At 60.4% G+C, this 26,696-nt stretch carries 23 protein-coding genes; 12 read left to right on the top strand and 11 right to left on the bottom strand.

Features of this window, described 5'->3' with window-relative positions:
- The first annotated feature begins 42 nt into the window (after positions 1 to 42).
- The 7 genes from AB4P97_RS21975 to AB4P97_RS21945 all read left to right on the top strand — a co-directional run bounded on the left by AB4P97_RS21975 (position 43) and on the right by AB4P97_RS21945 (position 9,180).
- Complete coding sequence (locus AB4P97_RS21975) at positions 43 to 2,298, top strand: heavy metal translocating P-type ATPase (protein ID WP_395601619.1); 2,256 nt, start codon at positions 43 to 45, stop codon at positions 2,296 to 2,298.
- Between the two features lie 16 nt (positions 2,299 to 2,314).
- On the top strand, positions 2,315 to 3,178 hold the full coding sequence (locus tag AB4P97_RS21970) for a LysR family transcriptional regulator (RefSeq protein ID WP_042562237.1): 864 nt from the start codon (positions 2,315 to 2,317) through the stop codon (positions 3,176 to 3,178).
- 250 nt (positions 3,179 to 3,428) lie between these two features.
- Positions 3,429 to 4,505, top strand: a complete 1,077-nt coding sequence (locus AB4P97_RS21965) for a putative 2-aminoethylphosphonate ABC transporter ATP-binding protein (RefSeq protein ID WP_042561588.1) — start codon at positions 3,429 to 3,431, stop codon at positions 4,503 to 4,505.
- The gene (locus tag AB4P97_RS21960; RefSeq protein ID WP_047304003.1) at positions 4,505 to 6,229 is read left to right on the top strand and encodes a putative 2-aminoethylphosphonate ABC transporter permease subunit; all 1,725 of its coding nucleotides are present in this window, start codon (positions 4,505 to 4,507) and stop codon (positions 6,227 to 6,229) included. Before AB4P97_RS21965 ends, AB4P97_RS21960 begins: the two co-directional genes overlap by 1 nt.
- Before the next feature lie 34 nt (positions 6,230 to 6,263).
- Positions 6,264 to 7,289 carry a putative 2-aminoethylphosphonate ABC transporter substrate-binding protein gene (locus tag AB4P97_RS21955; protein WP_395601618.1) on the top strand — a complete coding sequence of 342 codons (1,026 nt, stop codon included), beginning with the start codon at positions 6,264 to 6,266 and terminating at the stop codon, positions 7,287 to 7,289.
- A gap of 200 nt (positions 7,290 to 7,489) precedes the next feature.
- On the top strand, positions 7,490 to 8,623 hold the full coding sequence (locus AB4P97_RS21950) for a TIGR03364 family FAD-dependent oxidoreductase (protein WP_395597928.1): 1,134 nt from the start codon (positions 7,490 to 7,492) through the stop codon (positions 8,621 to 8,623).
- Positions 8,623 to 9,180 (top strand): phosphonate degradation HD-domain oxygenase, encoded by a 558-nt coding sequence (locus AB4P97_RS21945; RefSeq protein ID WP_395601617.1) that lies wholly within the window; start codon positions 8,623 to 8,625, stop codon positions 9,178 to 9,180. The genes AB4P97_RS21950 and AB4P97_RS21945 overlap by 1 nt, the downstream gene beginning before the upstream one ends.
- Before the next feature lie 129 nt (positions 9,181 to 9,309).
- On the opposite strand, the gene AB4P97_RS21940 is transcribed toward AB4P97_RS21945, so the two are convergent.
- Together AB4P97_RS21940 and AB4P97_RS21935 are read right to left on the bottom strand one after the other, a co-directional pair.
- The gene (locus tag AB4P97_RS21940) at positions 9,310 to 10,686 is read right to left on the bottom strand and encodes a GTPase/DUF3482 domain-containing protein (protein ID WP_395601616.1); all 1,377 of its coding nucleotides are present in this window, start codon (positions 10,684 to 10,686) and stop codon (positions 9,310 to 9,312) included.
- Positions 10,679 to 12,052, bottom strand: coding sequence for a DUF2868 domain-containing protein (locus AB4P97_RS21935; protein ID WP_395601615.1), 1,374 nt, complete (start codon positions 12,050 to 12,052; stop codon positions 10,679 to 10,681). The genes AB4P97_RS21940 and AB4P97_RS21935 overlap by 8 nt, the downstream gene beginning before the upstream one ends.
- 85 nt (positions 12,053 to 12,137) lie before the next feature.
- Between AB4P97_RS21935 and AB4P97_RS21930 the strand changes: the two genes are divergently transcribed.
- Positions 12,138 to 12,656, top strand: a complete 519-nt coding sequence (locus tag AB4P97_RS21930) for a dihydrofolate reductase (protein WP_200617163.1) — start codon at positions 12,138 to 12,140, stop codon at positions 12,654 to 12,656.
- Positions 12,657 to 12,735: 79 nt separating this feature from the next.
- Here the strand turns inward: AB4P97_RS21930 and AB4P97_RS21925 are convergent, their stop codons facing one another.
- Positions 12,736 to 14,124, bottom strand: coding sequence for an L-cystine transporter (locus tag AB4P97_RS21925; protein WP_042561580.1), 1,389 nt, complete (start codon positions 14,122 to 14,124; stop codon positions 12,736 to 12,738).
- A gap of 242 nt (positions 14,125 to 14,366) precedes the next feature.
- Between AB4P97_RS21925 and AB4P97_RS21920 the strand changes: the two genes are divergently transcribed.
- Positions 14,367 to 15,428 (top strand): haloacid dehalogenase-like hydrolase, encoded by a 1,062-nt coding sequence (locus AB4P97_RS21920; RefSeq protein ID WP_395601614.1) that lies wholly within the window; start codon positions 14,367 to 14,369, stop codon positions 15,426 to 15,428.
- Between the two features lie 187 nt (positions 15,429 to 15,615).
- Here the strand turns inward: AB4P97_RS21920 and ilvD are convergent, their stop codons facing one another.
- The 6 genes from ilvD to AB4P97_RS21890 all read right to left on the bottom strand — a co-directional run bounded on the left by ilvD (position 15,616) and on the right by AB4P97_RS21890 (position 23,350).
- On the bottom strand, positions 15,616 to 17,457 hold the full coding sequence (gene ilvD / locus AB4P97_RS21915; protein WP_150597586.1) for a dihydroxy-acid dehydratase: 1,842 nt from the start codon (positions 17,455 to 17,457) through the stop codon (positions 15,616 to 15,618).
- 257 nt (positions 17,458 to 17,714) lie between these two features.
- On the bottom strand, positions 17,715 to 18,947 hold the full coding sequence (locus AB4P97_RS21910) for an MFS transporter (RefSeq protein ID WP_395601613.1): 1,233 nt from the start codon (positions 18,945 to 18,947) through the stop codon (positions 17,715 to 17,717).
- Positions 18,940 to 19,917 carry a diiron oxygenase gene (locus AB4P97_RS21905; protein WP_395601612.1) on the bottom strand — a complete coding sequence of 326 codons (978 nt, stop codon included), beginning with the start codon at positions 19,915 to 19,917 and terminating at the stop codon, positions 18,940 to 18,942. The genes AB4P97_RS21910 and AB4P97_RS21905 overlap by 8 nt, the downstream gene beginning before the upstream one ends.
- Entirely contained in the window at positions 19,914 to 20,987 is a 1,074-nt protein-coding gene (locus AB4P97_RS21900) for a SagB family peptide dehydrogenase (protein WP_042561575.1), read from the bottom strand. Before AB4P97_RS21900 ends, AB4P97_RS21905 begins: the two co-directional genes overlap by 4 nt.
- A gap of 453 nt (positions 20,988 to 21,440) precedes the next feature.
- On the bottom strand, positions 21,441 to 22,637 hold the full coding sequence (locus tag AB4P97_RS21895; RefSeq protein ID WP_395601611.1) for a class I SAM-dependent rRNA methyltransferase: 1,197 nt from the start codon (positions 22,635 to 22,637) through the stop codon (positions 21,441 to 21,443).
- Between the two features lie 173 nt (positions 22,638 to 22,810).
- A complete protein-coding gene (locus AB4P97_RS21890; RefSeq protein ID WP_395601610.1) occupies positions 22,811 to 23,350 on the bottom strand; it encodes a type 1 glutamine amidotransferase domain-containing protein in 540 nt (179 codons plus the stop codon).
- A gap of 228 nt (positions 23,351 to 23,578) precedes the next feature.
- On the opposite strand from AB4P97_RS21890, the gene AB4P97_RS21885 reads away from it, so the two are divergent.
- The 3 genes from AB4P97_RS21885 (at position 23,579) to AB4P97_RS21875 (ending at position 25,610) form a co-directional block, all read left to right on the top strand.
- Positions 23,579 to 24,391, top strand: a complete 813-nt coding sequence (locus AB4P97_RS21885) for an HDOD domain-containing protein (protein ID WP_181818492.1) — start codon at positions 23,579 to 23,581, stop codon at positions 24,389 to 24,391.
- Between the two features lie 12 nt (positions 24,392 to 24,403).
- A complete protein-coding gene (mutM, locus tag AB4P97_RS21880; protein WP_047303975.1) occupies positions 24,404 to 25,216 on the top strand; it encodes a bifunctional DNA-formamidopyrimidine glycosylase/DNA-(apurinic or apyrimidinic site) lyase in 813 nt (270 codons plus the stop codon).
- A gap of 70 nt (positions 25,217 to 25,286) precedes the next feature.
- A complete protein-coding gene (locus AB4P97_RS21875; RefSeq protein ID WP_395601609.1) occupies positions 25,287 to 25,610 on the top strand; it encodes a multidrug transporter in 324 nt (107 codons plus the stop codon).
- A gap of 150 nt (positions 25,611 to 25,760) precedes the next feature.
- Here the strand turns inward: AB4P97_RS21875 and AB4P97_RS21870 are convergent, their stop codons facing one another.
- Positions 25,761 to 26,012, bottom strand: a complete 252-nt coding sequence (locus AB4P97_RS21870; protein WP_003195146.1) for a YfhL family 4Fe-4S dicluster ferredoxin — start codon at positions 26,010 to 26,012, stop codon at positions 25,761 to 25,763.
- Positions 26,013 to 26,114: 102 nt separating this feature from the next.
- Positions 26,115 to 26,594 (bottom strand): pantetheine-phosphate adenylyltransferase, encoded by a 480-nt coding sequence (gene coaD, locus AB4P97_RS21865; protein WP_003229157.1) that lies wholly within the window; start codon positions 26,592 to 26,594, stop codon positions 26,115 to 26,117.
- Positions 26,595 to 26,696: the final 102 nt, after the last annotated feature.

The following is a 26,696-nucleotide window of genomic DNA, read 5'->3' as shown; positions in this document are numbered from 1 at the left end:
GGGTCTTTACTTGGCAACAGGCACCTTCATGGACGCGACCCGATGAGCGATTCCCAGCACACCCACAAGCCCGGCGACGGGCACGATCACAGTCATAAACTGCAGCCTGTGCATAAACATGCCCATGGCGGCGATTCCTGCTGCGGGTCGAAAACGGCTGCGCCTGCGTTGGTGCAGCTCAGCGAAAAGACCAGTGCCGATGCCCGGCTGAGCAGTTTCCGCATCGAGGCGATGGACTGCCCGACCGAGCAGACTCTGATTCAGAACAAGCTCGGCAAACTCGCTGGCGTTGAGCAACTGGAATTCAACCTGATCAACCGCGTGCTCGGCGTGACCCACAATCTGCCGGACACCGCGCCGATCATCGATGCGATCAAATCCATCGGCATGCACGCCGAGCCGCTGGAGGCGGGCGTCGAAGCGCCGGCGCCGGCTCCGGTGAAAAAACACTGGTGGCCGCTGGCTCTTTCGGGCGTTGGCGCATTGGCGGCTGAAGTCATCCACTTCACCAACGCCGCACCCAATTGGGTGGTGGCGATCATCGCGTTGATTTCGATCCTCAGCGGTGGCCTGACCACCTACAAAAAGGGCTGGATCGCCCTGAAGAACTTCAACCTCAACATCAATGCGCTGATGAGCATTGCCGTCACCGGTGCGATTCTTATCGGTCAGTGGCCGGAAGCGGCGATGGTGATGTTCCTGTTCACCGTGGCCGAGTTGATTGAGGCCCGCTCGCTGGATCGAGCGCGTAACGCGATCAGCGGCCTGATGCAGATGACCCCGGAACAGGCGACCGTGCAGCAGGCTGACGGCACCTGGCTCGAACAGGAAGTGAAAAGCGTCGAACTCGGCGCCCGCGTGCGGGTTAAACCCGGTGAGCGTATTGCGCTGGACGGTGAAGTCGTCAGCGGCAGTTCGACCATCGATCAGGCGCCGATCACTGGCGAGAGCCTGCCGGTGGAGAAAACCATCGGCGACAAAGTCTTCGCCGGCACCATCAACCAGGCAGGTTCGCTGGAATACGCAGTGACCGCTGCGGCAAACAACTCGACCCTGGCGCGGATCATTCACGCCGTCGAGCAAGCCCAAGGCGCTCGCGCACCGACTCAGCGCTTCGTCGATCAATTCTCGAAAATCTACACCCCGGTGGTGTTCGTCTTTGCGCTGGCGGTCGCGATCATTCCGCCGCTGTTCATGGGCGCTGTGTGGTTCGACTGGATCTACCGCGCGCTGGTGTTGTTGGTGGTGGCGTGCCCATGTGCATTGGTAATTTCCACCCCGGTGACCATCGTCAGCGGCCTCGCGGCAGCGGCGCGCAAAGGCATTCTGGTCAAGGGTGGCGTGTACCTGGAGGGCGGTTTCAAGCTCGACTATCTGGCGCTGGATAAAACCGGGACGATCACCCACGGTAAACCGGTGCAGACCGATTACATGTCCCTTGATCCGACGGCCGATGCCACGGCACCGGCGATTGCCGCCGCATTGGCCGGGCGTTCCGATCACCCGGTGTCGCTGGCCATCGCCAATGCCGCTGTGGATAAAAATTTCGCCGTGCTGAATGTGGATAACTTCGAAGCGCTCGGCGGGCGGGGCGTGAAGGGCGATATCAACGGCCAGACCTATCACTTGGGCAACCATCGTCTGGTCGAAGAGCTGGGCCTGTGCTCGCCGCAATTGGAAGAAAAGCTGTTCGCGCTGGAGAAACAGGGCAAGTCCGTGGTGCTGCTGCTCGACACGTCTGGCCCGCTGGCGCTTTTTGCCGTGGCCGATACCGTTAAAGAGACCAGCCGTGAGGCGATCCGTCAGTTGCATGCATTGGGCGTGAAAACCCTGATGCTGACTGGCGACAACATCCACACCGCGCAGGCGATTGCGGCGCAGGTTGGCATCGATGAAGCGCGCGGTGATTTGCTGCCGACCGACAAACTGCAAGCCATCGAAGACCTGTACAAGCAGGGTCATCGCGTCGGCATGGTCGGCGACGGCATCAACGACGCCCCGGCGCTGGCTCGCGCCGAGATCGGTTTTGCCATGGCCGCTGCGGGCACCGACACGGCGATCGAGACGGCCGATGTCGCCCTGATGGACGATGATCTGCGCAAGATTCCGGCCTTCATCAGCCTGTCGCGCGATACCGCCAGCATCCTGAAACAGAACATTGCGTTGGCCCTGGTGATCAAGGCTATCTTTCTTGGGGTAACCTTCGCCGGGCTCGCCACCATGTGGATGGCAGTGTTTGCCGACATGGGCGTGAGTCTGTTGGTGGTGTTCAATGGTTTGCGCCTGCTGCGCAAATAAACGATGAGGGATGGTTGTGCTGAGTGCCGAGCTGAAGGCGTTTTACATGGTGGCCCGCTTGGGCAGCATCACGCTGGCGGCGAAAAAACTCGGCCTCAGCCAGCCGACCGTGACCACGCAGATCCGCAATCTGGAAAGCCAGTATTCGGTGGAGCTGTTCTACCGTGGCGGTCGGCGTTTGAGCGTCAGCGACGAAGGCGCGCGGTTGCTGCCGATGGTCAAAACGCTGTTGCAGCAAGAGGCGGACATCGAGTTCTTCCTGCGCAACAGCGGCCAGGTGCAAGGCACACTGCGCATCGCGGCGACCGCGCCGTATTACATCCTCGATCTGGTGAAAACCTTTCGTGAGCGCTTGCCGCAGGTGGAGGTGTCGGTGGAAATCGGCAACTCGCAGCAAGTGCTCGAAGCGCTGGAGGATTACCGCGTGGATATCGCGGCGTCCTCGCAGTTGCTCGATGACGCGCGGCTGATCCGCCGGGTGCTGGGCACTGATCCGCTGGTCTTGGCGGTGCATCGCAATCATCCGTTGGCGGCGCAAGAGCATGTGGCGTTGAGTGCGCTGGCCGGGCATACGCTGTTGATGCGTGAGTCGGGCTCGACCACACGGCGGCTGACCGAAGAGTTGCTGGCCGGAGCCGGGGTGAGTTTCGGGCCATTGCTGGAGATAGGCAGCCGTGAGTCGATTCGCGAGGCGGTGCTGCGCAATATCGGCATCAGCATCATTGCCCGGCAGGAAGTACCGCACGATCCGCAGTTGCGCGTGCTGACCATCGAGAACGCGCCGCAGATTCCTGAGTACCTGTATTGCCTGAAGGAGAGGAAGGGCGCGCGGTTGCCGGCGGCGTTTCTCGGGTTGGCGCAAGAGATGTCCCCGGCCTGAGATTTTCGTTGTGTGAGCTGGCCTCTTCGCGAGCAGGCTCGCTCCCACATTGGACCTTCAGTGGACAGAGGCAATATGAACACCCCGGTCCCCTGTGGGAGCGAGCCTGCTCGCGAAGGCGCCAGATCGGTCACCCCATCACCTGAACCAAAATCCCTGAATACCACTATCGGCCGTTTTTGCCTCACTGCCACATGACGGACGCATTACAACCCTAGGATTGGCCTCATCTGCTTGATGAGGTCTGTCCATGAATCCTGCCATTGCAACTGCCCTGACCAACCCCGGTGCGCCGATGAAAGTGCGCAGCGTGCAGAAGCGCTTCGGCGCTTTCACCGCACTGGATAACGTCTCCCTCGATGTCGCCGCCGGTGAACTGGTGTGTCTGCTCGGCCCCTCGGGCTGCGGCAAGACCACGTTGCTGCGCTGCATCGCCGGTCTGGAGAAGCAGGACAGCGGCGAACTCTATCTCGGTGACCGCGACGTCTCGCACCTCGCCCCGCAAGCTCGCGACTACGGGATTCTGTTCCAGTCCTACGCGCTGTTCCCCAATCTGACTGTCGAGGCGAACATTGCCTACGGCCTCGCCGGCAGTGGTCGCGAGGAAGTACGCCGTCGCGTCGCTCAGATGCTGGAACTGGTCGGCCTCATCGGCAGTGAGAAAAAGTACCCCGGCCAATTGTCCGGCGGTCAGCAACAGCGCGTCGCGCTCGCTCGCGCCTTGGCTCCGGCGCCGTCGTTGCTGCTGCTCGATGAACCGATGTCGGCCCTCGATGCCCGGGTGCGCGAGCATCTGTGCACCGAACTGCGCCAACTGCAACGCAACCTAGGCATCACCACCCTGATGGTCACCCACAATCAGGACGAAGCCATGCTGATGGCGGATCGCATCGCGGTGATGAACAACGGCCGTGTCGAGCAATACGCCACCCCGCAGGAAATCTATAACCGCCCGGCCACACCGTTCGTGGCCGAGTTTGTCGGTCAGGGCAACTGGCTACCGTTCCAGCGCAGCAGCGAAAGCCACGCTCAGGTCGGCGGGATGAACCTGCGCCTGAGTGACGGCAGCGTCCAGCGTGCGTCGGGCCGTTTGTTCTGCCGCCCGGAAGCGATCAACGTCAATCCGCTGGTGCATGAGGAGAACCTCTTTCCGGCGAAAGTCCGTGAGATCACCTTCCTCGGCAACCGCTGCCGCATGAGCTTCGAACTCGATCAACTGCCAGGCCACGCACTGCTCGCCGAACTGGCGCCGGAAGCCATGCCGCGCCTCGGCGCCCAGCAGATCATGGTCGCCTTGCCGCCGCGCAGCCTGCAGGTGTTTGCCTGATGAACAGCAATCTCGCGCTGCCGCTACCGCACAAGCAGGTGCGGCAGACCTCCCGTGCCGAGATCGGCGACCGTATCTTTGTCGTCGGCGGCAAACTGCTGTTGCTGGTATTGCTCGGCGTTGCGGTGTTGCTGCCGTTGCTGGCGATCTTCTGGCGTGGTTTCAGCAGCGAGGCCGGGCAGGGCGGTGGCTGGGTCGCGGCGAAGGAATTGGTGACCAGCGAGAATTTCCACTGGCTGCTCGGCAACAGCCTGAAAGTTTCCCTCAGTGTTGCGGCCATCGTCGTACCGCTGGCTTACCTGTTTGCCTACGCACTGCAACGCACATTGATACCGGCGAAGGGCATCTGGCGCGGGATTTCCCTGCTGCCGCTGATGGCGCCGTCGATGCTGCCGGGCATTGCGCTGGTCTATCTGTTCGGCAACCAAGGCATGTTGCGCGGGCTGCTCTCGGACAACATTTACGGGTTCTGGGGGATTGTGCTGGGTGAGGTGATCTACACCTTTCCCCATGCGCTGATGATTTTGCTCTCGGCTTTGTCGCTGGCCGATGCGCGTTTGTTCGATGCCGCGTCGAGTATGGGCGCCAGTCCCGCCAAGGCCTTTCGCAGCATCACCTGGCCGGCGACGCGTCAGGCTGTGTTCGCCGCGTTCTGTCTGGTGTTCACCCTGACCATCACCGACTTCGGTGTGCCGGTGGTGGTGGGTGGCGACTACCAGGTGCTGGCGCTGGAAGCTTACAAAGCGGTGGTCGGCCAGCAACAATTCGGTCGCGGCGCGTTGATCGGCATGGTGCTGTTGGTGCCGGCGCTGTTCAGCTTCGGGGTTGATGCCTGGCTGCGCCGCCGTCACGGCGACTCCATGAGTGGTCGCGCTCAGGTGTTCAAACCGGCACCGTCGAAACTGCGCGACAGCTGCTATCTGGCGATTGTCCTGTTGATCAGCGCCGCGTTGCTCCTGGTGTTCGGCATGGCGGTGTTCTCCTCCTTGGTGAAGTTCTGGCCGTACAACCTGTCGCTGTCGCTCAATCACTACCAGTTCAACGAGACGGCCGGCGGTGGCTGGCTGGCCTACAGCAACAGCTTGAAGATGGCGTTGGGCACGGCGCTGATCGGCAGCGTGCTGATCTTCACCGGCGCTTATCTGATGGAGAAGACCCGCACTCAGCGCGGCCTCAACCTAGCGTTGCGCATGCTGAGTTTCATCCCGATGGCGGTGCCGGGGCTGGTGCTGGGTCTGGGTTACGTCTTTTTCTTCAACCTCACCGGCAATCCGCTGCACGTGTTGTACGGGACGATGACGCTGCTGATCGTCTGCACCATTGCGCACTATCTGACCACTGCACAAATGACCGCGACCACCGCGCTGCGCCAACTCGACGCCGAGTTCGAAGCCGCCGCGCTGTCGCTCAAGGCGCCGCTGTATCGGCATTACCTGCGCGTGACCGTGCCGATTTGCCTGCCGGCGCTGCTGGACATCGTGCGCTACCTGTTCGTCTCGGCGATGACCACTGTGTCCGCAGCGATCTTCCTCTACAGCCCCGACACCATCCTCGCGGCGGTGGCGGTGCTGAACATGGATGACGCCGGCAACGTTGGCGGCGCGGCGGCGATGTCGACCCTGATTCTGTTCACCTCGGCGGGCGTGTCCTTGCTGCTGGCGTGGGCTTCGCGCGGCTTGTTGCGCCGCTCCCAGGCCTGGCGGCAAACCGCGCCCGGTCACTGATTCACACGTTCAACTCACCTACAGGAAATCGATCATGTTCAAGCCTATGGCCCTGGCCGCTGCTGTGCTCGCTACTTTCAGCCTGAATGCCTTCGCGGCAAAAACCGAGTTGACGGTGTACACCGCCCTCGAAGCCGAACAGTTGAAGACCTACAAAGAAGCCTTCGAAAAAGCCAACCCGGACGTGGAGATGAAGTGGGTGCGCGACTCCACCGGGATCATCACCGCCAAACTGCTGGCCGAAAAGGCCCGTCCGCAGGCTGACGCCGTGTGGGGGCTGGCGGCGTCGAGCCTTGCGATCCTCGATCAGCAAGGCATGCTGCAAAGCTACGCGCCAAAGGATCTGGGCAAGATCGGCGCGAACTACCGCGATGCCGCCAACCCACCAGCCTGGGTCGGTATGGACGTCTGGGCCGCGACCATTTGCTTCAACACGATTGAGGCAGAAAAGCAGGGTCTGACCAAGCCAGTGAGCTGGCAGGATCTGACCAAGCCTGAGTACAAAGGCAAGATCGTCATGCCTAACCCGGCCTCCTCCGGCACGGGTTTCCTCGACGTCAGCGCCTGGCTGCAAACCTTCGGCGAGAAACAGGGCTGGGCCTACATGGACGGTCTGCACCAGAACATCGGCCAGTACGTTCACTCCGGTTCCAAGCCATGCAAACTGGCAGCGGCCGGCGAATTCCCGATCGGCATTTCCTTTGAATACCCGGCGGTTCAGTTGAAACGTCAGGGCGCGCCACTGGACATCATCCTGCCGAAGGAAGGTCTGGGCTGGGAGATCGAAGCGACCGCCGTGATCAAAGGCACCCCGCATGAAGACGCAGCCAGGAAACTCGCCGACTTCTCCGCCAGCGCCGAAGCGATGGACTTGTACAAAGAGAACTTCGCCGTCCTCGCGCAGCCGGGCATTGCCAAGCCGCAGACCGAATTGCCGGCCGACTACGAGCAGCGTCTGATCAAGAACGACTTCGCCTGGGCCTCGAAAAAACGCGACGAAATCCTGACCGAGTGGCGCAAGCGCTACGACGGCAAGTCCGAGAAAGTCGCCGCCAAGTAAGATTTCTATCGACTGACAGGGACCCTTCGCGAGCAGGCTCGCTCCCACATTGGATCGTGTTCACAACACAATTCCCTGTGGTGGCTGGCAGGGCCACTCCCACATTGCATTTCAGTGAACACATATTCTGTGGGCACCAGAAGTCCCCTGTGGGAGCGAGCCTGCTCGCGAAAGCGGTCTCTCATGCAGGACATTTCCATATGACACAACACAAAGACCTGCTGGTCGTCGGCGCCGGTATCCTTGGTCTCTCACACGCTTACGCCGCCGCCAAACGCGGTCTCAAGGTCGCCGTATTCGAACGCAGCGCCACACCACTCGGCGCTTCGGTGCGCAACTTCGGCCAGGCACTGGTCACCGGCCAACCCCCCGGCCAAATGCTCGAACTGGCCAAGGCAAGCCGTGACATCTGGGGGGACTGGGCGCAACTCGCCGGGCTGCAAATCAAGCGCAACGGCTCGTACCTGTTCGCCCGCAGCGAAGCCGAAGAGCATCTGCTCGAAGCCTTCTGCGCAAGCCGCGCAGTGGAGCACGGTTACAACGTCGACTTGCTGCGCGGCGCTGCATTGCGCGATCTGTACAACGGCCAGTTCAGCCACCACCGCGCCGCGTTACACGGGATGGACGACCAACAGCTGTACTCGCGCGAAGCCATTCCGGCGCTGATCGATTATCTGCGCCGCGACCTCGGTGTCGAATTTCACTTCTCCACGCTGGTGCGCGATGTCGAGTCCGGACGCCTGCAAAGCACGGCCGGGACGTTCACTGCCAAGCAGATCATCGTCTGCTCGGGCCACGATTATCAGACGTTACTGGCCGAACCGATTGCCGCGCTCGACCCGCAAATCTGTCGCCTGCAAATGCTTCGCGCCCGGCCGCAGATCGATCTTGATCTGCAACACGCGTTGCTCACGGGTTTGAGTTGCGTGCACTACGGCGCCTTCGCCGATCTGCCGGAAGCGGCGGCGGTACAAGCGCAGATTCTGCGTGAGCAACCGCACCTGCACGAAAACGGCATCCACCTGCTGATCAGCCCGACGCCGTATGGCGAGTTGATCATCGGCGACTCGCACCATTACGGCAGCGATGCTTCACCGTTCAACGCCGAACAAGTCGATACCTGGATGCTTGAACTGGCCGAACAGACCCTGGGCTGCAAGGTGCAAGTGGTCGAACGCTGGCAGGGCGTCTATGGTTCTCGGGGGCCGGGACCGTTTTCGTTCCTGCGCCCGGCACCGGGCTTGAGTGTGGCGTTGATGCACACCGGCGTCGGCATGAGCGTTGGCCCGGCGATGGCCGAGCGCAACGTGGCGCAGTTGCTGGAGGAAGTTTGATGGCAGGTCATGAGCAAATCGTGGCGAGGGTGTTCGGGTTGTATGAGCGCTTCGGCACCCGTGATTACATCGGCGAACCGGTGTCGCAGATCGAGCACATGTCCCAGGCGGCCGAACTGGCTATCGCCGAGGGCTTCGACGACGAAGTGGTGCTGGCGGCGTTCTTTCATGACATCGGCCATTTGTGTGCCGAGGGCGCGGAGAACATGGGCGGTTATGGCGTGGTCAGCCACGAACGGCTCGGGGCGGATTATTTACGTGAGGCCGGATTCAGCGAACGCATGGCGCGGCTGGTGGAGTATCACGTGCAGGCCAAGCGTTACCTGACGTTGCGCGAGCCTGGGTATTTCGAGCGGTTGAGTGAAGCGAGTCGGCGCACGCTGGAGTATCAGGGCGGGGTGATGACCGAGGCCGAAGCTGAGGAATTTGAACGGGATCCGTTGTGTGCGGTGAGTTTGCGCATGCGGCAGTGGGATGAGTTGGCGAAGGAGAGGGCGGTGCCGGTGATGGACCTTGGGGTACTGAAGGAGAAAGCGGCGCGTTTACTGGCTGCTTAAAGCTTTGAACAGAGGGGCTACCATCGCTGGCAAGCCAGCTCCCACAGGCATTTGTGGTGTTCACAGAACCTGTACTCACTGAAGAACCCTGTGAGAGCTGGCTTGCCAGCGATGGCGCCAGATCAAGCGCTACAAATCTGTGGCCAGAGACTCAATCTGCTCCTGCCGCTCAGCCTGATTCAACTTCGCGTGCGGATTGAGCGATGACCACTGTGGATGCGCCCGCGCCTTGCTCAGCGCCTCGGGCAACTTGCCTTCACGCCAGGTCTTGTCCTGCGGTGTGGCCACCTGAACCGCGTCCATCGCTGCATGCCCGCGCTGATCAAGTGCCAGCAGCAATTGCCGCTGCCGCAACGCCAACAACCGCAACACCCCATCGTCCACGGTCAACTCCCGTTGCCCTTTGATCTTGCCGAGCAAACGACTGCCATAACTGCGCGCCGTTTGCAGCGCGCCACCCGCAATCGCACCGGCCAGCGCTGCTGCACCGAGGGTAATCCCGCCGACCAGCAAATCCACGCCAGCCCCCGCCGCCGCGCCCGCTGCGATCCCGCCGCCAACCCGTACACCGAGTTGCTTCAGCGTCTCGGGATTGAACAGGTCATCGCCCCAGCGCCCGTCCAGCAACGGCAAATCACTGGCCGCCGCATCCTGCGGGCGAAACGCATACAGCTTGAGCAACGCCTCGACGCACTTCTGTTCGCGTTGACGCACAGCCTTGCGCAATTCGCTGATGGCTTGCTGTTCCTGCTCGGCTTCACTGACCACGCTGCGTCGGCACGCGGCGCAGTCGATCAGCAATTCGGCGATCAGTCGCGCTGCACTTTGCTGACGGGCGAGGCGCTGTGCCTGTTGATCAGCAATCAACCGCTCCAGTTGTGGCCGCGCATTTTCCAGCAGCAGCGCGAGGCTTTCATACAGTCGCCGCTCGCCATCCTCCGGCGGCGCGACGCTGTCGAAACGCACCAGCGCATGCAGACCCAGTCGCGCCAGCGCCTCGCGCCAATCCGGCTCGCGATGGCTGGCACTGCTGACGAAATTGAGTACCGGCAGCAGCGGCTTGCCGCAACTGGCCAGCACTTCCAGCTCATCGCGATACTTGGCCAACACCGGTTCGCGGGCGTCGATCACATACAAACCGGCATCCGAGGCGAGCAGTTGTCGCAGCACCTTGGCCTCTTGCTCGAAGCGCTGGCGTGCCTCGCTGCCGTCGAGAAACCGCGCCAGCCGCGCCGGGCCATCAAGGCGTTCGCCGGGGCGCTCCAGACGTTCGAGAAAGTCCAGCAGGGCGATGGCGTCTTCCAGCCCCGGCGTGTCGTAGAGATCGAGCAGCGGCTCGCCGTCCACCGACAGCCGCGCGCCCTCGACATGCCGTGTGGTGCTTGGTCGATGGGAGACTTCGCCGAAGCCGACATCGCGGGTCAGCGTGCGCAACAGCGACGTCTTGCCGACGTTGGTGTGGCCGACCACTGCCAGTTTCAGCGGGGCTTTGCGGGCGTCAGTCATGTCCAGTCTCCAGCCAGTTCAGCGGCGCGCTGTCGGCAAACTCCAGCTCAAGCTGTTGCAGCGCGATGTGCCAGTCGCCGAGACGTTCGGCATCCAGCGCTGCACCGGGCGGCGGTTGTAGTAGCCACACGCGCGTTTCGCCAGCGCTGCGCGCCAGTTCGGCGATCAGCGCAAGGCTGCCGCGATCCGGCGAGCGCTGTGGGTCGCAGGCGATGGCCAGTCGCGCCGGTGGAAAACGGCTGAGTTGTTCGAGGAGCTTATGCCGCGACTCGCGGCTGTCGAGAATGCCGGCGTTGCTGACGTTTTTCGGCAGCGCGGGCGGCCATGGGCGTTGTTCGTCGAGTTCGATCGCGACCAGCAACGCGCCTTCGCTGGCGTGTTCGCTGACACCGCTTTCGACGCGATGCATCTGCGGGGGCTCCGGATCGTTGACACCGAGGCGCTCACTGCTTGGCATCAGGCGTTCGCGCAGTTGGGCGTAGCCGGGCAGGTTTAGGTCCAGGCGCAGTGCCGCTTTGCCGCTGTTCCAGCGCCAGAAGCACAACAGCGCCAACATCAAGCGCGGGAGCACGCCATAGACCACCAGCACGCCGACCAGCCATGTCGCCCAGGCCTGACGGGCACTTTCGATATCGAGAGCACCGTCGCCGCTGGCGCGGATCATGTCCACGGTCGGCACGTTGAACCCCAGCAACGATGGCAGATGACCGAGGGCCTGGGTGACGTGAATGAAGGTATCGGCGCTGAGAATGGTTGTTTCCCAGACGAAGCCGTAACGCCGCGTCGCCATCAGCGTCAGCAGCAGAACCAACGCGCTGAGCATTACCAGCAACCACAGGCCATTGACTAGCGCACCGAGCGCCCAGCGATTGAGTTTCTTGCGCTGCAGCATCAACAGCAGGGCCGGCGCCAGTTGGGCGGCTTTGGCGTCGCGGGCGAGTTTTTCGCTCAGCCACAACCACAGTCGCCCGAGGGTGGCGCCATGTTCGCCGGCAAAAATCAGCCCCAGTGCCCAGCTCAGCAGCAGAATCAGGTTCAGCCCGAGCAGGCTGCCCAAGGCCCAGAACACATTGACCGGCGTCTGGCCCAGCGCGGCGAACGCCAGACCGGCGCCACTCAACATCGCCAGTATCATCAGCAACACCAACGCCAGACGTGCGCCTTGCAGCCAGTGTTTAAGTGCGGCCGTCAGCCCGTCACGCTCAGCCAGCCACAAGGCGCGGCGTTGAATGCGGCTCGGCAGATCGCCGCCGGCCGCGCGGGCCAGGCGATTGGCTTCCAGATCATCCAGAGGGCCTGCATGTTCTTCGCGCAGGCGCACGGTTTCGGTCAGCCAGAGGTTTTGCAGTGGAGTCAGTTCAGTCACGCGCCATTCCGTCGCTCAATTGAGTCGAGAGCATAACCGCTGTGGCGCTTATCGGGGTAAGCGAGGCTCTGGTATCCTCGCCGACATGACTAAATCACTCCCCCTCAGCCTGATCGCAGCCCTCGGTGAAAACCGTGTGATCGGCGTCGACAACAGCATGCCCTGGCACCTGCCGGGCGACTTCAAATACTTCAAGGCCACGACCCTCGGCAAGCCGATCATCATGGGTCGCAAGACCTGGGATTCCCTCGGTCGTCCGCTGCCGGGCCGGTTGAACATCGTGGTCAGCCGTCAGGCCGGTCTGGTGCTCGAAGGTGCGGAGGTTTATCCGTCGCTGGAGGCTGCCGTGGTTCGCGCCGAAGAGTGGGCGAAAGCGCAGGGCGTCGATGAGTTGATGCTGATTGGCGGCGCGCAGTTGTATGCGCAAGGGCTGGCGCAGGCGGATCGTCTGTACCTGACCCGTGTGGCGCTGAGCCCGGAAGGCGATGCGTGGTTTCCGGAGTTTGATTTGAGCCAGTGGACACTGGTGTCGAATGTGCCGAATCCGGCAGAGGGCGATAAGCCGGCGTACAACTTCGAGGTCTGGGAGAAAGAGCAGCTTTGAGCTACAAGCTAAAAGCTGCAAGTAAAAGCTGATTGGCTCTTGGCTTGCAGCTCTTGGCTTGCAGCTTGCAGCTTGCTGGCTAGCTAGCTAGCTGCGCATGCTCATCGGCATCCAGCAGTTCTTTATCTGTCTGCTGCATCACCTGGCTGGTAATCGCACCAGCGGTGATCGAACCACTCACGTTCAACGCCGTACGCCCCATATCAATCAGCGGCTCAACCGAAATCAGCAGCGCCACCAAAGACACCGGCAAGCCCATCGCCGGCAGCACGATCAACGCTGCGAACGTCGCACCGCCACCTACGCCCGCCACACCGGCCGAACTCAGGGTCACAATCGCTACCAGCGTGGCGATCCACAGCGGATCCAGCGGGTTGATGCCCACGGTCGGCGCAACCATCACCGCCAACATCGCGGGGTACAGACCTGCGCAGCCGTTTTGACCGATAGTCGCACCGAACGAAGCGGCGAAACTGGCGATTGACTGCGGAATACCCAAACGACGGGTCTGCGCCTCGATGCTCAGCGGAATGCTCGCTGCACTGGAACGGCTGGTGAACGCGAACGTCAGCACCGGCCAGATCTTGCGGAAGAAACGCAGCGGGTTGATCCCGGCCGCCGACACCAGCAAGCCATGGACGACAAACATCAGGCCCAGACCGAGGTACGACACCACGACAAAGCTGCCGAGCTTGATGATGTCTTGCAGGTTGGAACCGGCGACGACTTTGGTCATCAGCGCGAGCACGCCGTACGGGGTCAGCTTCATCACCAGACGCACCAGACGCATCACCCAGGCTTGCAGGGTGTCGATGGCGTTGATCACTTTTTGACCTTTTTCGACGTCATCCTTGAGCAGTTGCAGTGCGGCAACCCCCAGGAACGCCGCGAAAATCACCACACTGATGATCGAGGTCGGCTTGGCCCGGGCCAGGTCGGCGAACGGGTTTTGCGGGATGAACGACAGCAACAGTTGCGGCACATTCAGGTCGGCAACCTTGCCGGCGTAGTCAGTCTGAATGGTTTGCAGGCGAGCCATTTCCTGCGTGCCGGCGACCAGACCTTCGGCGGTGAGGCCGAACAGGTTGGTCAGGCCAATGCCGATCAGCGCCGCAATCGCGGTGGTGAACAGCAGCGTGCCGATGGTCAGGAAGCTGATCTTGCCCAACGATGATGCGTTGTGCAGCCGGGCCACGGCGCTGAGGATCGAGGCGAACACCAGCGGGATGACGATCATTTGCAGCAACTGCACGTAGCCGTTGCCGACCAGATCGAACCAGCCGATCGAAGCTTTCAGCACCGGGTTGCCGGCACCGTAAATACTGTGCAGCGCCACGCCGAATGCCACGCCGAGAGCCAGCGCGAGCAGGACTTTTTTCGCCAGGCTCCACGAAGTGTGGCGGGTCTGCGCCAGACCGAAGAGCAGGGCGAGGAACACCAGCAGGTTGAGAATCAACGGTAGATTCATGAGAACTCCAGGAAAGTCTTTGCCAACAGCCTTCCGGGGCTGCTGCGAACCGGCAAGCCTAACAGCTTGAAAACTAATGATTTAATACCGAAAACGTATGGTGTCCGTCGTTTTTGGAATAAGCGTGTGTCGCTCACAGCAATGCATTTGGCGCAAACAGGGGCGGGGGCGGTCGCTGACAGACGAGGACTGTCACACGTATTTGTTAGCGTCGATGCTTTTAGATCAGGGAGAAAGCGTCGATGAAGTTCGCACCGAAATTTCTGGCTGTCGCACTGACTGTAGGGATGGGCCTGGCCACTCAGGCCTTCGCTACCGACTTGAAACACTGGCCAGCCGATCAGGCCAAGGCGCTGGACGCGATGATTGCGGCCAACGCCAACAAGGGTAACTACGCGGTGTTCGACATGGACAACACCAGTTACCGCTACGACCTCGAAGAGTCTTTGCTGCCGTTCATGGAAAACAAGGGCCTGATCACCCGCGACAAACTCGACCCCTCCCTGAAACTGATGCCGTTCAAGGATACCGCCGACCACAAGGAAAGCCTGTTCAGTTACTACTATCGCCTCTGCGAAGTCGACGACATGGTCTGCTACCCGTGGGTGGCGCAGGTGTTCTCCGGCTTCACCCTCAAGGAACTCAAAGGCTATGTCGATGAGCTGATGGCCTCGGGCAAACCGGTGCCGGCCACGTATTACGAAGGCGATGTGGTCAAGAAGCTCGACGTCAATCCGCCGAAGATCTTTACCGGCCAGCAAGAGCTGTACAACAAGCTGATGGAGAACGGCATCGAGGTCTACGTGATGACCGCCGCCTCTGAAGAACTGGTGCGCATGGTCGCGGCGGATCCCAAGTACGGCTACAACGTCAAACCGCAAAATGTCATCGGCGTGAGCCTGCTGCTGAAGAACCGCGAAACCAACGAGCTGACCACTGCACGCAAGCAAATCACGGCGGGCAAATACGATGAGAAGGCCAACCTCGGTCTGGAACTGACCCCGTACCTGTGGACGCCAGCGACCTGGATGGCCGGCAAGCATGCAGCGATCCTGACCTACATCGATGAGTGGAAAAAACCGGTACTGGTCGGCGGCGATACGCCCACCAGCGACGGCTACATGCTGTTCCACGATGTCGACGTGGCCAAGGGCGGTATTCACTTGTGGATCAACCGCAAGGACAAGTACATGACGCAAATCAACGGCATGATGGCCAGGCATGCGGCGGCGCAGGCCAAGGAAGGGTTGCCGGTGACGGCGGACAAGAACTGGGTGATCGTCAAACCGGAAGACATTCAGTAACCTCACACTGATCCAATGTGGGAGCGAGCCTGCTCGCGAAAGCGTAGTGTCAGCCGCCATCTCTATTACTGACATGCCGCATTCGCGAGCAGGCTCGCTCCCACAGGGTGGGCAGTTTGGGAGGTTGTTGCCAGACAAAAAAATGCCCCGCACTTTGGCGGGGCATTTTTGTTTTTGCTATCGCGGCTTACAGTCCGTCGAGCATCGCCTTGTTACGCACAGCACCCTTGTCGGCACTGGTCGCCAGCAGGGCGTAGGCCTTCAGGGCGGTGGTGACTTTGCGTGGACGGATTTCCACCGGTTTCCAGCCTTTCTTGTCCTGCTCGACCCGGCGTGCGGCTAGTTCTTCGTCGCTGACCAACAGGTTGATCGAGCGATTTGGAATGTCGATCAGCACCTTGTCGCCATCCTGCACCAGACCGATCGCACCGCCGGCCGCGGCTTCTGGCGAAGCGTGGCCGATGGACAGCCCCGAGGTACCGCCGGAGAAACGGCCGTCGGTAAGCAGGGCGCAAGCTTTGCCCAGGCCTTTGGATTTCAGGTACGAGGTCGGGTAGAGCATTTCCTGCATGCCCGGGCCACCTTTCGGACCTTCGTAGCGGATGATGACGATGTCGCCTTCTTTCACTTCGTCGGCGAGGATGCCGCGTACGGCGCTGTCCTGGCTTTCGAAGATCTTCGCGTTGCCTTCGAACACGTGGATCGACTCGTCGACGCCAGCGGTTTTCACCACGCAGCCATCGAGCGCGATGTTGCCGTAGAGCACGGCCAGGCCACCTTCTTTCGAATAGGCGTGCTCGAAGCTGCGGATGCAGCCGTTTTCACGGTCGTCATCGAGGCTTTCCCAACGAGTCGACTGGCTGAACGCAGTCTGGGTCGGGATGCCCGCCGGACCCGCCTTGAAGAAGTGATGCACGGCTTCATCGTCAGTCTGGGTGATGTCCCACTTGGCGATGGCTTCTTCCATGCTGCGGCTGTGCACGGTCGGCAGGTCGGTGTGCAGCAGGCCGCCACGTGCCAGCGAACCGAGGATGCTGAAGATGCCGCCGGCACGGTGCACATCTTCCATGTGGTACTTCTGGATGTTCGGCGCGACCTTGCACAGCTGCGGCACGACGCGGGAAAGACGGTCGATGTCGCGCAGGTCGAAATCTATCTCGGCTTCCTGGGCAGCAGCCAGCAAATGCAGGATGGTGTTGGTCGAACCGCCCATGGCGATGTCGAGCATCATCGCGTTTTCGAACGCCTTGAAATTGGCGATGTTACGCGGCAATACCGACTCGTCGTCCTCTGTGTAGTAGCGCTTGCACAGCTCGACGATGGTGCGGCCGGCCTGCAGGAACAGTTGTTCGCGGTCGCTGTGGGTAGCGAGGGTCGAACCGTTGCCCGGCAGTGCAAGACCGAGGGCTTCGGTCAGGCAGTTCATCGAGTTGGCGGTGAACATGCCGGAGCACGAGCCGCAGGTAGGGCAGGCGCTGCGCTCGTATTCAGCGACTTTCTCGTCAGAAGCGCTGGCGTCGGCGGCGATGACCATGGCATCGACGAGGTCGAGGCCGTGGGACGCAAGTTTGGTCTTGCCGGCTTCCATCGGCCCGCCGGAAACGAAGATCACCGGAATGTTCAGGCGCAACGCAGCCATCAACATGCCCGGGGTGATCTTGTCGCAGTTGGAGATGCAGACAATGGCGTCGGCGCAGTGGGCATTGACCATGTACTCGACGGAGTCGGCGATGATTTCGCGGCTCGGCAGCGAATAGAGCATGCCGTCGTGGCCCATGGCGATGCCGTCATCCACGGCGATGGTGTTGAATTCCTTGGCCACGCCACCGGCGCGTTCGATTTCACGGGCGACCAGCTGGCCCAGATCCTTCAGGTGCACATGGCCCGGTACAAACTGGGTGAACGAGTTGGCAATGGCGATGATCGGCTTTTTGAAGTCGTCATCTTTCATCCCGGTGGCGCGCCACAGTGCGCGGGCGCCGGCCATGTTGCGGCCGTGGGTGGATGTTTTCGAACGGTAATCAGGCATGGAGCACTCCGGGCGGCTAATCAGGTATCAAAAGGGGAGAGAGCTTCTATTGACGTCTGGAACACTCAGAAATGGCCGTGTGTCCGGAAGTTGCCGATGACTTTGCGGGATCGCCGCTTGCCTCAGCCTGAGCTCATAAACCCGCCGGGGGATGAATGGCGATGAATGAAGCGATTCTACACCGCTGGCGTCTGGAGGGAATGGCGCAAAGTGTTGTTGCCGTGCCGACGGTGCCTGTTGCGTGACGACCGGCAGGATTAATCGCTCCCCGGCTGCACGATCGCGTCGGTCTGAGTGTTTCTTGCTCGACGACTGATACCACCGTTCAATGCCAGCGCCACGCAACTGAGCAGCACGAAACTGTAGCCCAGCGTGGATTGCAGATTGGCAGGACTGAGGCTTATCAGCGCGCTGATCAATCCTGCGCAAATGAAGATGATGGTGCTGCCGGCCGAGGCCGAAGTGCCGGCGTTATCGGGAAACAGACCCATGGCCCGAGAAGTGGCGGCTGGCCGGGAGATGGTCGTGCCAGCGGTACACATCAGCATCGGGATCAGCACCGCAATCGGGGTCAGCGCATGATGGGCCGCCAGATACAGCGTCAGCAGGCCCGACAGCAGGATCAGACTCAGCCCGATAATGATTTGTCGACCGGGCGTGATGCGTCGATTCAACACCGAAGCGATGATGCCCCCGGCAATGTAGGCGGCGCCGTAAATCAGCAGGATCAGCGCAAAGTCGTACGGCGCCAGTTGCAACTGATCCATGAAAATCAGCGGCGAGATCACGATGAACGAGAAGTGGCAGGCAAAGGCGAACGCAGATATCAGCCAATAGCCGACGAACTCGAAACTTCCCAGCACCCGTCGGTAGGACTGAATGAAACCCAAGCGTTCGCCATTGCTGGCCGGACGACTGTTGTCCAGAAGCAGCCAGGCTTTGATGAATACCACGGCCGCCAGCGCAATGAAGACCCAGAAACTGCCGCGCCAGCCGAGAGTGGCTTGCAGAAAGGTGCCGGCCAGCGGCGACACCGAAATAAAGACCCCGCTCGCCGTGACCATCAGGATGCGCAGACGATCACGTTCTTTACCCTCGAACAAATCCTGCACCAGCGCCTGTGACAGCACAAAACACCCGCAGCCCACGGCCTGCACTACTCGAAACATCAGAAACAGCGAGTAGTCGCTGGTCATCACGCAACCAAGCGCGCCGAGTATCGATACGATCATGCCTGCGAGCAGCAAGCCCTTGCGCCCGATCACGTCGGACAGTGGCCCGATCGAAACCTGAGCAAACGCGATTCCCACGGCGAACAGACTGATCGACAGCGCAATGTCTGTCGGCGTGTTGCGAAAGTGTTCAGCCAGTGCCGGAAATGAAGGCAGCAGAACATCCAGAGGGAACACGCCGAGCAGTACCATCGCCAGCAACAGGCTGACCGCGCCACGGCGTTGTCTGGCGTTTACCACTGACTGCCCCTTATCCATCGATCAATCCTGCCTTGGCGAAGCGTTGCTGGTTGGTGGGCCACGCAAAAAAACCGGCGCTTTTCAGTGCGTTCAGTGTCGCGGTGGCACCCGAGCGTGCGCGCCGTCGAGTGGCTTGCGGCGCCGTTACGCTGGCGATGATGTCGGTCACGGCGCTGTCGGTGATGCCTGCTCCACGCAGGCTCTGTTGCAACCAGCGCTCGTCGGCTTCGAAGAACATCCCGATGATCTCCAACAGCGATCTGGAGGCGAAGGTTCGCTGGCGATTGTTCAAGGCCAGCCACAGGTAATGGAACACTTCGGCGAAGTAGCGGCTGTGGCGGGCTTCGTCGGCCAGATGATCGCGCAGCATGTTGTTCACGCTGGACACCAGACTGTTGCGACAGACCTCCAGCAGCTCCCGGGCAATGATGGTTTCCGAGACGAAGCCGAGAAGAAACCATGCCAAGGGGCGGTTTTTCTCCGAAGTGCGGGCGATCAGGGCGTTCATGCGCACAATCCGCTTTGGCATCGCCGGACGCCCGATGATCCCGTAGAACCCGGCGATCTGATCGGCGAGACGATTCGAAAACAGCGCGTGATAGCCCTCGTCGGTATAGAGCTGCAGCGCTGCATGCTTCATGGCTTGAGACACATGAATCGGCAGTTCCCGGTGGACGATGACTTCTACCGCGCGATTGACGATGCGGTGTTCCAGCAGGGTGGTGTAGTCGAGAAAGTGCACCAGATGATTGGCCGTCAGCCGATGCAGCACATCACGCCCTGCTGCTTGAATGGCGGGATGCGACAGGTAGGGCAGGAAGTCCGGTGGAAACCAGTAACGGCTTTCCAGTTGTTGCTGCACATCGTCTGGCAACTGATAGTCATGAGTGCTGGTGCGGACGGAGGCTCGGTTGTCCCAGTCCCCCAAGGTGAATTTGAGCGCCCAGGAGATTGGCGCTTCGCTCGGATCGGTACTGAGGAGAGTCATGCCTGGGCCTCGCGCAACAGTTCGCGCAGTTCCTGGCACATCGCCTGTCCGTCGCTTTCCCCGCAGCCGACAAAGAACAATGGCTGTTCGGCGCTTCCCCCGAGTTCGAGGTGTGTTTCGACTTGCTCGTCGGCAAACGCGCCGGTCAACCAGGTGTTCAAGCCAAGTGCTGTGGCAACCAGCTGAAAGGTTTGTGAGAGGTGACCGGCCTCCACGAACGCCATGCGATAGGCGCGGGAGTGCCCATATTTCCACCAAAGTCGATCGAATCGCGCCGTGATGAACAATCCCAGCGGCAGGTTGTTGATGAAATGCTGACCGCCGAGCAAATGGCCCAGTGCCGATGACGGCAATGGATTGACTCGACTGATGGAGTGTTCGTCGGGGTGATAGGCATAAATGCCGGGGGCAACGTTGTCGACGTTCTGCACCAGCAGAAAACCTTCGCATGCGTTCAGGCCACCGCCGGAGGGACTGCTGCGGCGTGCGCCCAGGCCTTCGGCGATGCTGTCATCCCGAACAGTGTCGCGCTCGCGCAGGTAACCGAGAGTCAGGTAAAGCAAGGTGCTGACGTTATTGAGCGTCATCGCTGCACCGGTAAAGGAGCGACAGGTTTTTCGCTGGAGCAGCGCGTTAGCCAGGCTGTCGTCGCTCAATTCGCCAGGGTCGGGCAAGGCGATGCGCTGTGCAGCCTCGTGTTGCGGACGGCTTTTTGCGGGCGGCGGGGTGGCCAGCACTTCGTTGCAGTGCGCCAGGTATTGCCTGGACCACTCTTGAATATTCTGTGGGGTATGTTCGCAGGGAATGTTTTGCGTGCCGATATGATAAATCTTCGACAGCTCATCCCAACCCCAGTGCGGGTTGTCTGGTTTTGAAACGGTTAGAATGCCCGTGTTTAATAGTTGTGTGTCTATGATGTTGTGTGTGTCGAATAAGTCGGGATTATTTATTAGTTGGGTGAGGCGTGACGCATAGTTCAGGTCGAGTTCATATTGAGTGTGATCTTTGTAGTTCCAGACTATTTGTCCGGGTGAGCGCGGCAATATAAATAAATAAGGGTTGATGTACATGTGGTTCATTCACTCTGGAAAAAGTCGAAAGGACGCCGAGGGGCCGGCACTCCGCAGCGTCCAGACTTATTTAACGGACTTTAGGCGCAACCAGAAAAGCCAGGTTTGCGATTTTGTTGGTTTCCAGAGAAATGTTTTTCATGATGTGAACTCCTTGTTCATTGATAAGCGAAGTCACCTCGTGGTGACAACTTCATAATAGTTTGTAATGGATTATTGGCAAGTGGATATTAAGTAGGAATATTCCAGTAATTTTGTCGGAGCGATCTTTGGAAAGAGATGGACTTTGTAGGGCGAGTTTCAATAATTAAAAGGCGTAAGGAAACGTCCTGCACGTCAGTCGGACGGAAGTGTAGGAAGTCGCAATAACGAAGGTAAAAGTAGGTTGATTGGCCGTCAGATTCAGGCGTAAAGCAAACGGGGAGCCTGGTGGCTCCCCGTCATCAGCATTGATCAGCTGTTAGGCAGCAGGCGGCAGGTGATGCTCTTGATGTAGCGGGTTTCGGCGATCGCCGGGTGGACCGGGTGATCCGGGCCCTGACCGCCGCGCTCCAGCAACTGGATGTTGCGATCCAGGTGGCGGGCGCTGGTCAGCAGGATGTTTTGCAGATCGTCTTCCGGCAGGTGCATCGAGCACGAAGCGCTGACCAGAATGCCGTCCTTGTTGAGCAGGCGCATGGCTTGCTCGTTCAGACGACGGTAAGCACCTTCGCCGTTCTTCATGTCTTTCTTGCGTTTGATGAACGCTGGCGGGTCGGCCACGATCACGTCGAAGCGTTCTTCGCTTGCCTTCAGCTCTTTCAAGGCTTCGAAGACATCACCTTCGATGCAGGTCATCTTGTCGGCGAAGCCGTTCAATGCAGCGTTGCGCTCGACCCCATCAAGGGCGAAGGCCGAGGCATCGACGCAGAATACTTCGCTGGCGCCGAATGCGGCAGCCTGCACGCCCCAGCCACCGATGTAGCTATAGAGGTCGAGTACACGCTTGCCTTTGGCATACGGCGCCAGGCGTGCGCGATTCATGCGGTGGTCATAGAACCAACCGGTTTTCTGACCCTGAATGACCGGCGCTTCGAACTTCACGCCGTTCTCTTCCAGTGCGACCCATTCCGGTACCAGACCGAATACGGTTTCGACGTAGCGGTTGAGGCCTTCGGCGTCACGCGCAGCGGAATCGTTTTTAAACAGAATGCCGCTTGGCTTGAGCACTTTGGTCAGTGCGGCGATCACGTCATCTTTATGCGCTTCCATGGTCGCCGAGGCGATCTGGACCACGAGGATGTCGCCGAAACGGTCAACGACCAGACCCGGCAGCAGGTCGGAATCACCGTACACCAGACGATAGAACGGCTTGTCGAACAGGCGATCACGCAGCGACAGCGCTACGTTGAGGCGATGCACCAGCAGGGATTTGTCCAGCATCACCTTGGTGTCGCGCGACAGCAGGCGTGCACAGATCAGGTTGTTCGGGCTCATCGCCACGATGCCCAGCGGCTTGCCGCCGGCAGCTTCGAGGATCGCCTGATCGCCGGCATTGAAGCCGTGCAGTGGCGTGGCGGCTACATCGATTTCGTTGCTGTAGACCCACAGGTGACCGGCGCGCAGGCGACGGTCGGCGTTGGCTTTGAGGCGCAAGCTAGGCAGGGACATGACGTCGCTCCGGAAAAAAGAGCGGGAGTATAGCGTGTTGAGACTTGTGCCGGGTTTGGCGTGCGATGAAACGCTGGTGACGCCTTCGCGAGCAGACTCGCTCTCACATCGGGCTTGTGGTGATCACAAATCCCCTGTGGGAGCGAGATTGCTCGCGCAAGCGTTAAGGAATGCTACGCCGACAGTGCGCCGATCAACTCACGACTGAACGCCGGAATATCATCCGGCTGCCGGCTGCTGATCAAGTGGCCGTCTTTGACCACTTCCTGATCGACCCAGTTGGCGCCGGCATTCACCAGATCATCCTTGAGCGTCTTGTAGCTGGTCATGGTTTTGCCATTCACCAGCCCCGCCGAAATCAACAGCCAGCCGCCATGGCAGATCACCGCAATCGGTTTACCGGCCGAGGTGCCTGTCTTGACCAGGTGCTGGGCATCCTGGTCGATGCGGATGGTGTCCGAATTCTGTACGCCACCGGGTAATACGATCGCGTCATATTGCTCGCTGCTGGCGGCCTGGAAGGTCCGGTCGACCTTGAAGTTATCCGCCGGTTTGTCATGGTTCCAGCCTTTGACCGTGCCTTCTTCGGCCGAAAGAATGTCGACCTGAGCGCCGGCCTGTTCGAGCGCTTGCTTGGGACCTGTCAATTCAACCTGTTCGAAACCATCAGTTACCAAAAAAGCGACGCGCTTGCCGTTGAGTTGAGTAGCCATCGATAAGCTCCTGAGTCTGTGGGAATTTACCGCCTCATGGGACCGAAATGATCCGCTGGGCATTAATGAATCCGAAGCCGGCGCTTGAATGAAAGTTCCTGACAATTGCCCACTGGTGTGTCGTCCTGCGGTTTTTAGAGGGTAGAATCGCCGCCTGTCCCAGAGTGTGTACTTATGTCCCAAGAGCTGACCGCCGAACAGATCCAACAATCCCTGCAAGGCATCAGCGTGCCCGCGCAGCCGCAGATCATGGTGGATCTGCAAATGGAGCAGTACATGCCTGACCCGGACCTGGAGGTGATCGCCAAACTGATCGCCCAGGATCCTGGCCTCTCCGGCTCGCTGCTGAAAATCGTCAACTCGCCGTATTACGGTTTGAGCAACAAGATCACTTCGATCCAGCGCGCGGTGAACCTGTTGGGCAGTCGTTCGATCATCAACCTGATCAACGCGCAGTCGATCAAGGGCGAGATGAACGATGACACCATCGTCACGCTCAACCGTTTCTGGGATACCGCCCAGGACGTGGCGATGACGTGCCTGACGCTGGCCAAGCGCATCGGCACTCAGGCCGGCGACGAAGCCTACGCCTTGGGCCTGTTCCACGATTGCGGGGTGCCGTTGATGTTGCAGCGCTTCCCCAATTACATGTCGATTCTGGAAAAAGCCTACGCCCAGGCCAGTGCCGAATGCCGGGTGGTGGACACCGAAAACAACGCGTTCAACACCAACCACGCCGTGGTCGGCTACTACACGGCCAAGTCCTGGCGCCTGCCGGAACACGTCAGTGCTGCGATCGCCAATCACCACAATGCGCTGGCGATTTTCAGCGACGAGTCGTCCCGCAACAGTCAATTGAAGAACCTGCTGGCGATCCTCAAGATGGCCGAGCACATCTGCGCGTCCTATCGGGTACTGGGCAACCAGACCGAAGATTTCGAATGGAACGCGGTCGGCCCGTTGGTGCTTGATTATGTCGGCCTGTCGGAATACGACTTCGAATCCCTAAAACAAACGATTCGCGACCTCGGCGCGCATTGATTCGAGGACGCCATGCCTGAACTGCCGGAAGTCGAAACCACCCGCCGGGGCATTGCTCCGCATCTGGAAGGCCAGCGCGTCAGCCGTGTGATCGTGCGCGACCGCCGTCTGCGCTGGCCGATCCCCGAAGACCTCGATGTGCGCCTGTCGGGCCAGCGCATCGTGCTGGTCGAGCGTCGCGCCAAGTATCTGCTGATCAATGCAGAAGTCGGCACGTTGATCAGCCATCTGGGCATGTCGGGTAATTTGCGCCTGGTCGAGGTCGGGTTGCCGGCGCTCAAGCATGAGCATGTCGATATCGAGCTGGAATCCGGTTTGGCCCTGCGCTACACCGATCCGCGGCGTTTCGGCGCAATGCTTTGGAGTACCGACCCACTCAATCACGAATTGCTGATTCGTCTCGGGCCGGAGCCGTTGACCGATCTGTTCGACGGTGAACGGTTGTTTAAGCTGTCGCGCGGACGCTCCATGGCGGTCAAGCCGTTCATCATGGACAACGCGGTGGTGGTCGGGGTCGGCAATATCTATGCGACCGAAGCGCTGTTCGCCGCCGGGATTGATCCGCGTCGCGAGGCCGGGGGCATTTCCCGGACGCGTTATCTGAAACTGGCGATCGAGATCAAACGCATCCTTGCCGCCGCCATCGAGCGTGGCGGCACCACGTTGCGTGATTTTATCGGCGGCGACGGGCAACCGGGATATTTCCAGCAGGAGCTGTTTGTCTATGGCCGTGGTGGTGAACACTGCAAGGTCTGCGGCACCGGGCTGCGCGAAGTGAAGCTTGGCCAGCGCGCCAGTGTTTTCTGCCCGCGCTGTCAGAGCTGAGGTAAACCGTTCGAAAACATCCTACGGTCTATAGTGAGTTGTCTCACTGCCTAGCCCGAAGGATCGTGCCATGAAATCCCTGCAAGTCCTCTGTGCCGCACTGCTGCTGTGTTCCAGTCTGGCTGTCCAGGCCTCGGAAACCGGCAGCGGTGATCCGCGTTACACCATCCAGAACCCACCGGCCTACGCCATGCTTGGCGACTTGCTGATCGCCCGACCTTTGCTGGTGGTGGCGACGGTAATCGGTGCGGGGGCGTTTGTGGTGTCGTTGCCGTTTACCGCGCTGGGTGGCGGAATTGGCGAGGCAGGGCAGGCGCTGGTGGTTGATCCGGCGAGGTCGGCGTTTGTGCGGTGTCTGGGGTGTGTCGGGGAGGGTTTTGAGCAGCGCGAGTGAGCTGATCCGGGTTTTGCGGTGTTGCCGATGGGCTCATCGCGGGCAAGCCCGCTCCCACAAGGTTTTGGTGTTCACACAATTTTTGTTCCACCACAGAACCCTGTGGGAGCGGGCTTGCCCGCGATGGCGTCGCCAGCGGCGCTGAAGAACTCAGGCCTTGCCGGTGATCTTGCGGTACTTCTCCATCAACTGTTCTTCAGTCTCCGGATGCGCTTCGTCCAGTGGAATGCAATCCACCGGGCAGACCTGCTGGCACTGCGGTTCGTCGTAGTGGCCGACGCACTGGGTGCACAGATTCGGGTCGATCACGTAGATCTCTTCGCCTTGGGAAATGGCGGCGTTCGGGCACTCGGGTTCGCAGACGTCGCAGTTGATGCAATCGTCGGTGATGATCAGGGACATGCTAACTCCAGCCGGGGCGGTAGGCCCGGGCGCTATAAACCAATGCGCGCAATTGTGCCGCATTGGCGCCCGCAGTGCACGCGGGCGCCGTTTGAACGGTCGTTACTTCTTGAAGCGCAGGGTCAGGGCATCGGCCACAGCCGGGTGAACGAACTTGCTGATATCGCCACCCAGCGCGGCGATTTCCCGCACCAGCGTCGAGGAAATGAACGAATAACGCTCGGACGGGGTAAGAAACAGGCTCTCCACATCCGGCGCCAACTGGCGGTTCATGTTTGCCAGCTGGAACTCGTATTCGAAGTCCGACACTGCGCGCAAACCACGCAGGAAGACATTGGCGTTCTGCTCTTTGGCGAAGTGCGCCAGCAGCGTCGAGAAACCGACCACTTCCACGTTCGGCAGGTGTTTGGTGACCTCACGAGCCAGTTCTACTCGTTGTTCCAGCGGGAACAGCGGGTTCTTCTTGGGGCTGGCGGCGACCGCAATGATCACGTGATCGAACAGGCGCGAGGCGCGTTCGACCAGATCGCCATGGCCCTTGGTAATAGGGTCGAAGGTACCTGGGTACAACACTCGGTTCATCGCGTCGTCCTGGCGGGAGTCCGTTGGGGAGTCGGATGGTATCGCAGCCGTCCCGGTCGGCCAAGTCGCCTGTTGGGTAAGAAAGCACTATAGACGATCGGA

The sequence above is a fragment of the Pseudomonas sp. A1230 genome (assembly GCF_044218825.1).
Lineage (GTDB): Bacteria > Pseudomonadota > Gammaproteobacteria > Pseudomonadales > Pseudomonadaceae > Aquipseudomonas > Aquipseudomonas iridis.
The sequence above is the reverse complement of the archived record's forward strand: the minus strand, read 5'-3'. Positions and strand labels throughout refer to the sequence as shown.

Coding starts and splice junctions, on each gene's coding strand:
- AB4P97_RS21955 (WP_395601618.1), top strand. CDS start 6,264: ATGTTCAAGCCTATGGCCCTGGCCGCTGCTGTGCTCGCTACTTTCAGC.
- AB4P97_RS21875 (WP_395601609.1), top strand. CDS start 25,287: ATGAAATCCCTGCAAGTCCTCTGTGCCGCACTGCTGCTGTGTTCCAGT.
- AB4P97_RS21895 (WP_395601611.1), bottom strand. CDS start 22,637: ATGTCCCTGCCTAGCTTGCGCCTCAAAGCCAACGCCGACCGTCGCCTG.
- ilvD (WP_150597586.1), bottom strand. CDS start 17,457: ATGCCTGATTACCGTTCGAAAACATCCACCCACGGCCGCAACATGGCC.
- AB4P97_RS21950 (WP_395597928.1), top strand. CDS start 7,490: ATGACACAACACAAAGACCTGCTGGTCGTCGGCGCCGGTATCCTTGGT.
- AB4P97_RS21945 (WP_395601617.1), top strand. CDS start 8,623: ATGGCAGGTCATGAGCAAATCGTGGCGAGGGTGTTCGGGTTGTATGAG.
- AB4P97_RS21920 (WP_395601614.1), top strand. CDS start 14,367: ATGAAGTTCGCACCGAAATTTCTGGCTGTCGCACTGACTGTAGGGATG.
- coaD (WP_003229157.1), bottom strand. CDS start 26,594: ATGAACCGAGTGTTGTACCCAGGTACCTTCGACCCTATTACCAAGGGC.
- AB4P97_RS21940 (WP_395601616.1), bottom strand. CDS start 10,686: ATGACTGACGCCCGCAAAGCCCCGCTGAAACTGGCAGTGGTCGGCCAC.
- mutM (WP_047303975.1), top strand. CDS start 24,404: ATGCCTGAACTGCCGGAAGTCGAAACCACCCGCCGGGGCATTGCTCCG.
- AB4P97_RS21965 (WP_042561588.1), top strand. CDS start 3,429: ATGAATCCTGCCATTGCAACTGCCCTGACCAACCCCGGTGCGCCGATG.
- AB4P97_RS21890 (WP_395601610.1), bottom strand. CDS start 23,350: ATGGCTACTCAACTCAACGGCAAGCGCGTCGCTTTTTTGGTAACTGAT.
- AB4P97_RS21905 (WP_395601612.1), bottom strand. CDS start 19,917: ATGACTCTCCTCAGTACCGATCCGAGCGAAGCGCCAATCTCCTGGGCG.
- AB4P97_RS21930 (WP_200617163.1), top strand. CDS start 12,138: ATGACTAAATCACTCCCCCTCAGCCTGATCGCAGCCCTCGGTGAAAAC.
- AB4P97_RS21925 (WP_042561580.1), bottom strand. CDS start 14,124: ATGAATCTACCGTTGATTCTCAACCTGCTGGTGTTCCTCGCCCTGCTC.
- AB4P97_RS21870 (WP_003195146.1), bottom strand. CDS start 26,012: ATGTCCCTGATCATCACCGACGATTGCATCAACTGCGACGTCTGCGAA.
- AB4P97_RS21900 (WP_042561575.1), bottom strand. CDS start 20,987: ATGTACATCAACCCTTATTTATTTATATTGCCGCGCTCACCCGGACAA.
- AB4P97_RS21975 (WP_395601619.1), top strand. CDS start 43: ATGAGCGATTCCCAGCACACCCACAAGCCCGGCGACGGGCACGATCAC.
- AB4P97_RS21910 (WP_395601613.1), bottom strand. CDS start 18,947: ATGGATAAGGGGCAGTCAGTGGTAAACGCCAGACAACGCCGTGGCGCG.
- AB4P97_RS21960 (WP_047304003.1), top strand. CDS start 4,505: ATGAACAGCAATCTCGCGCTGCCGCTACCGCACAAGCAGGTGCGGCAG.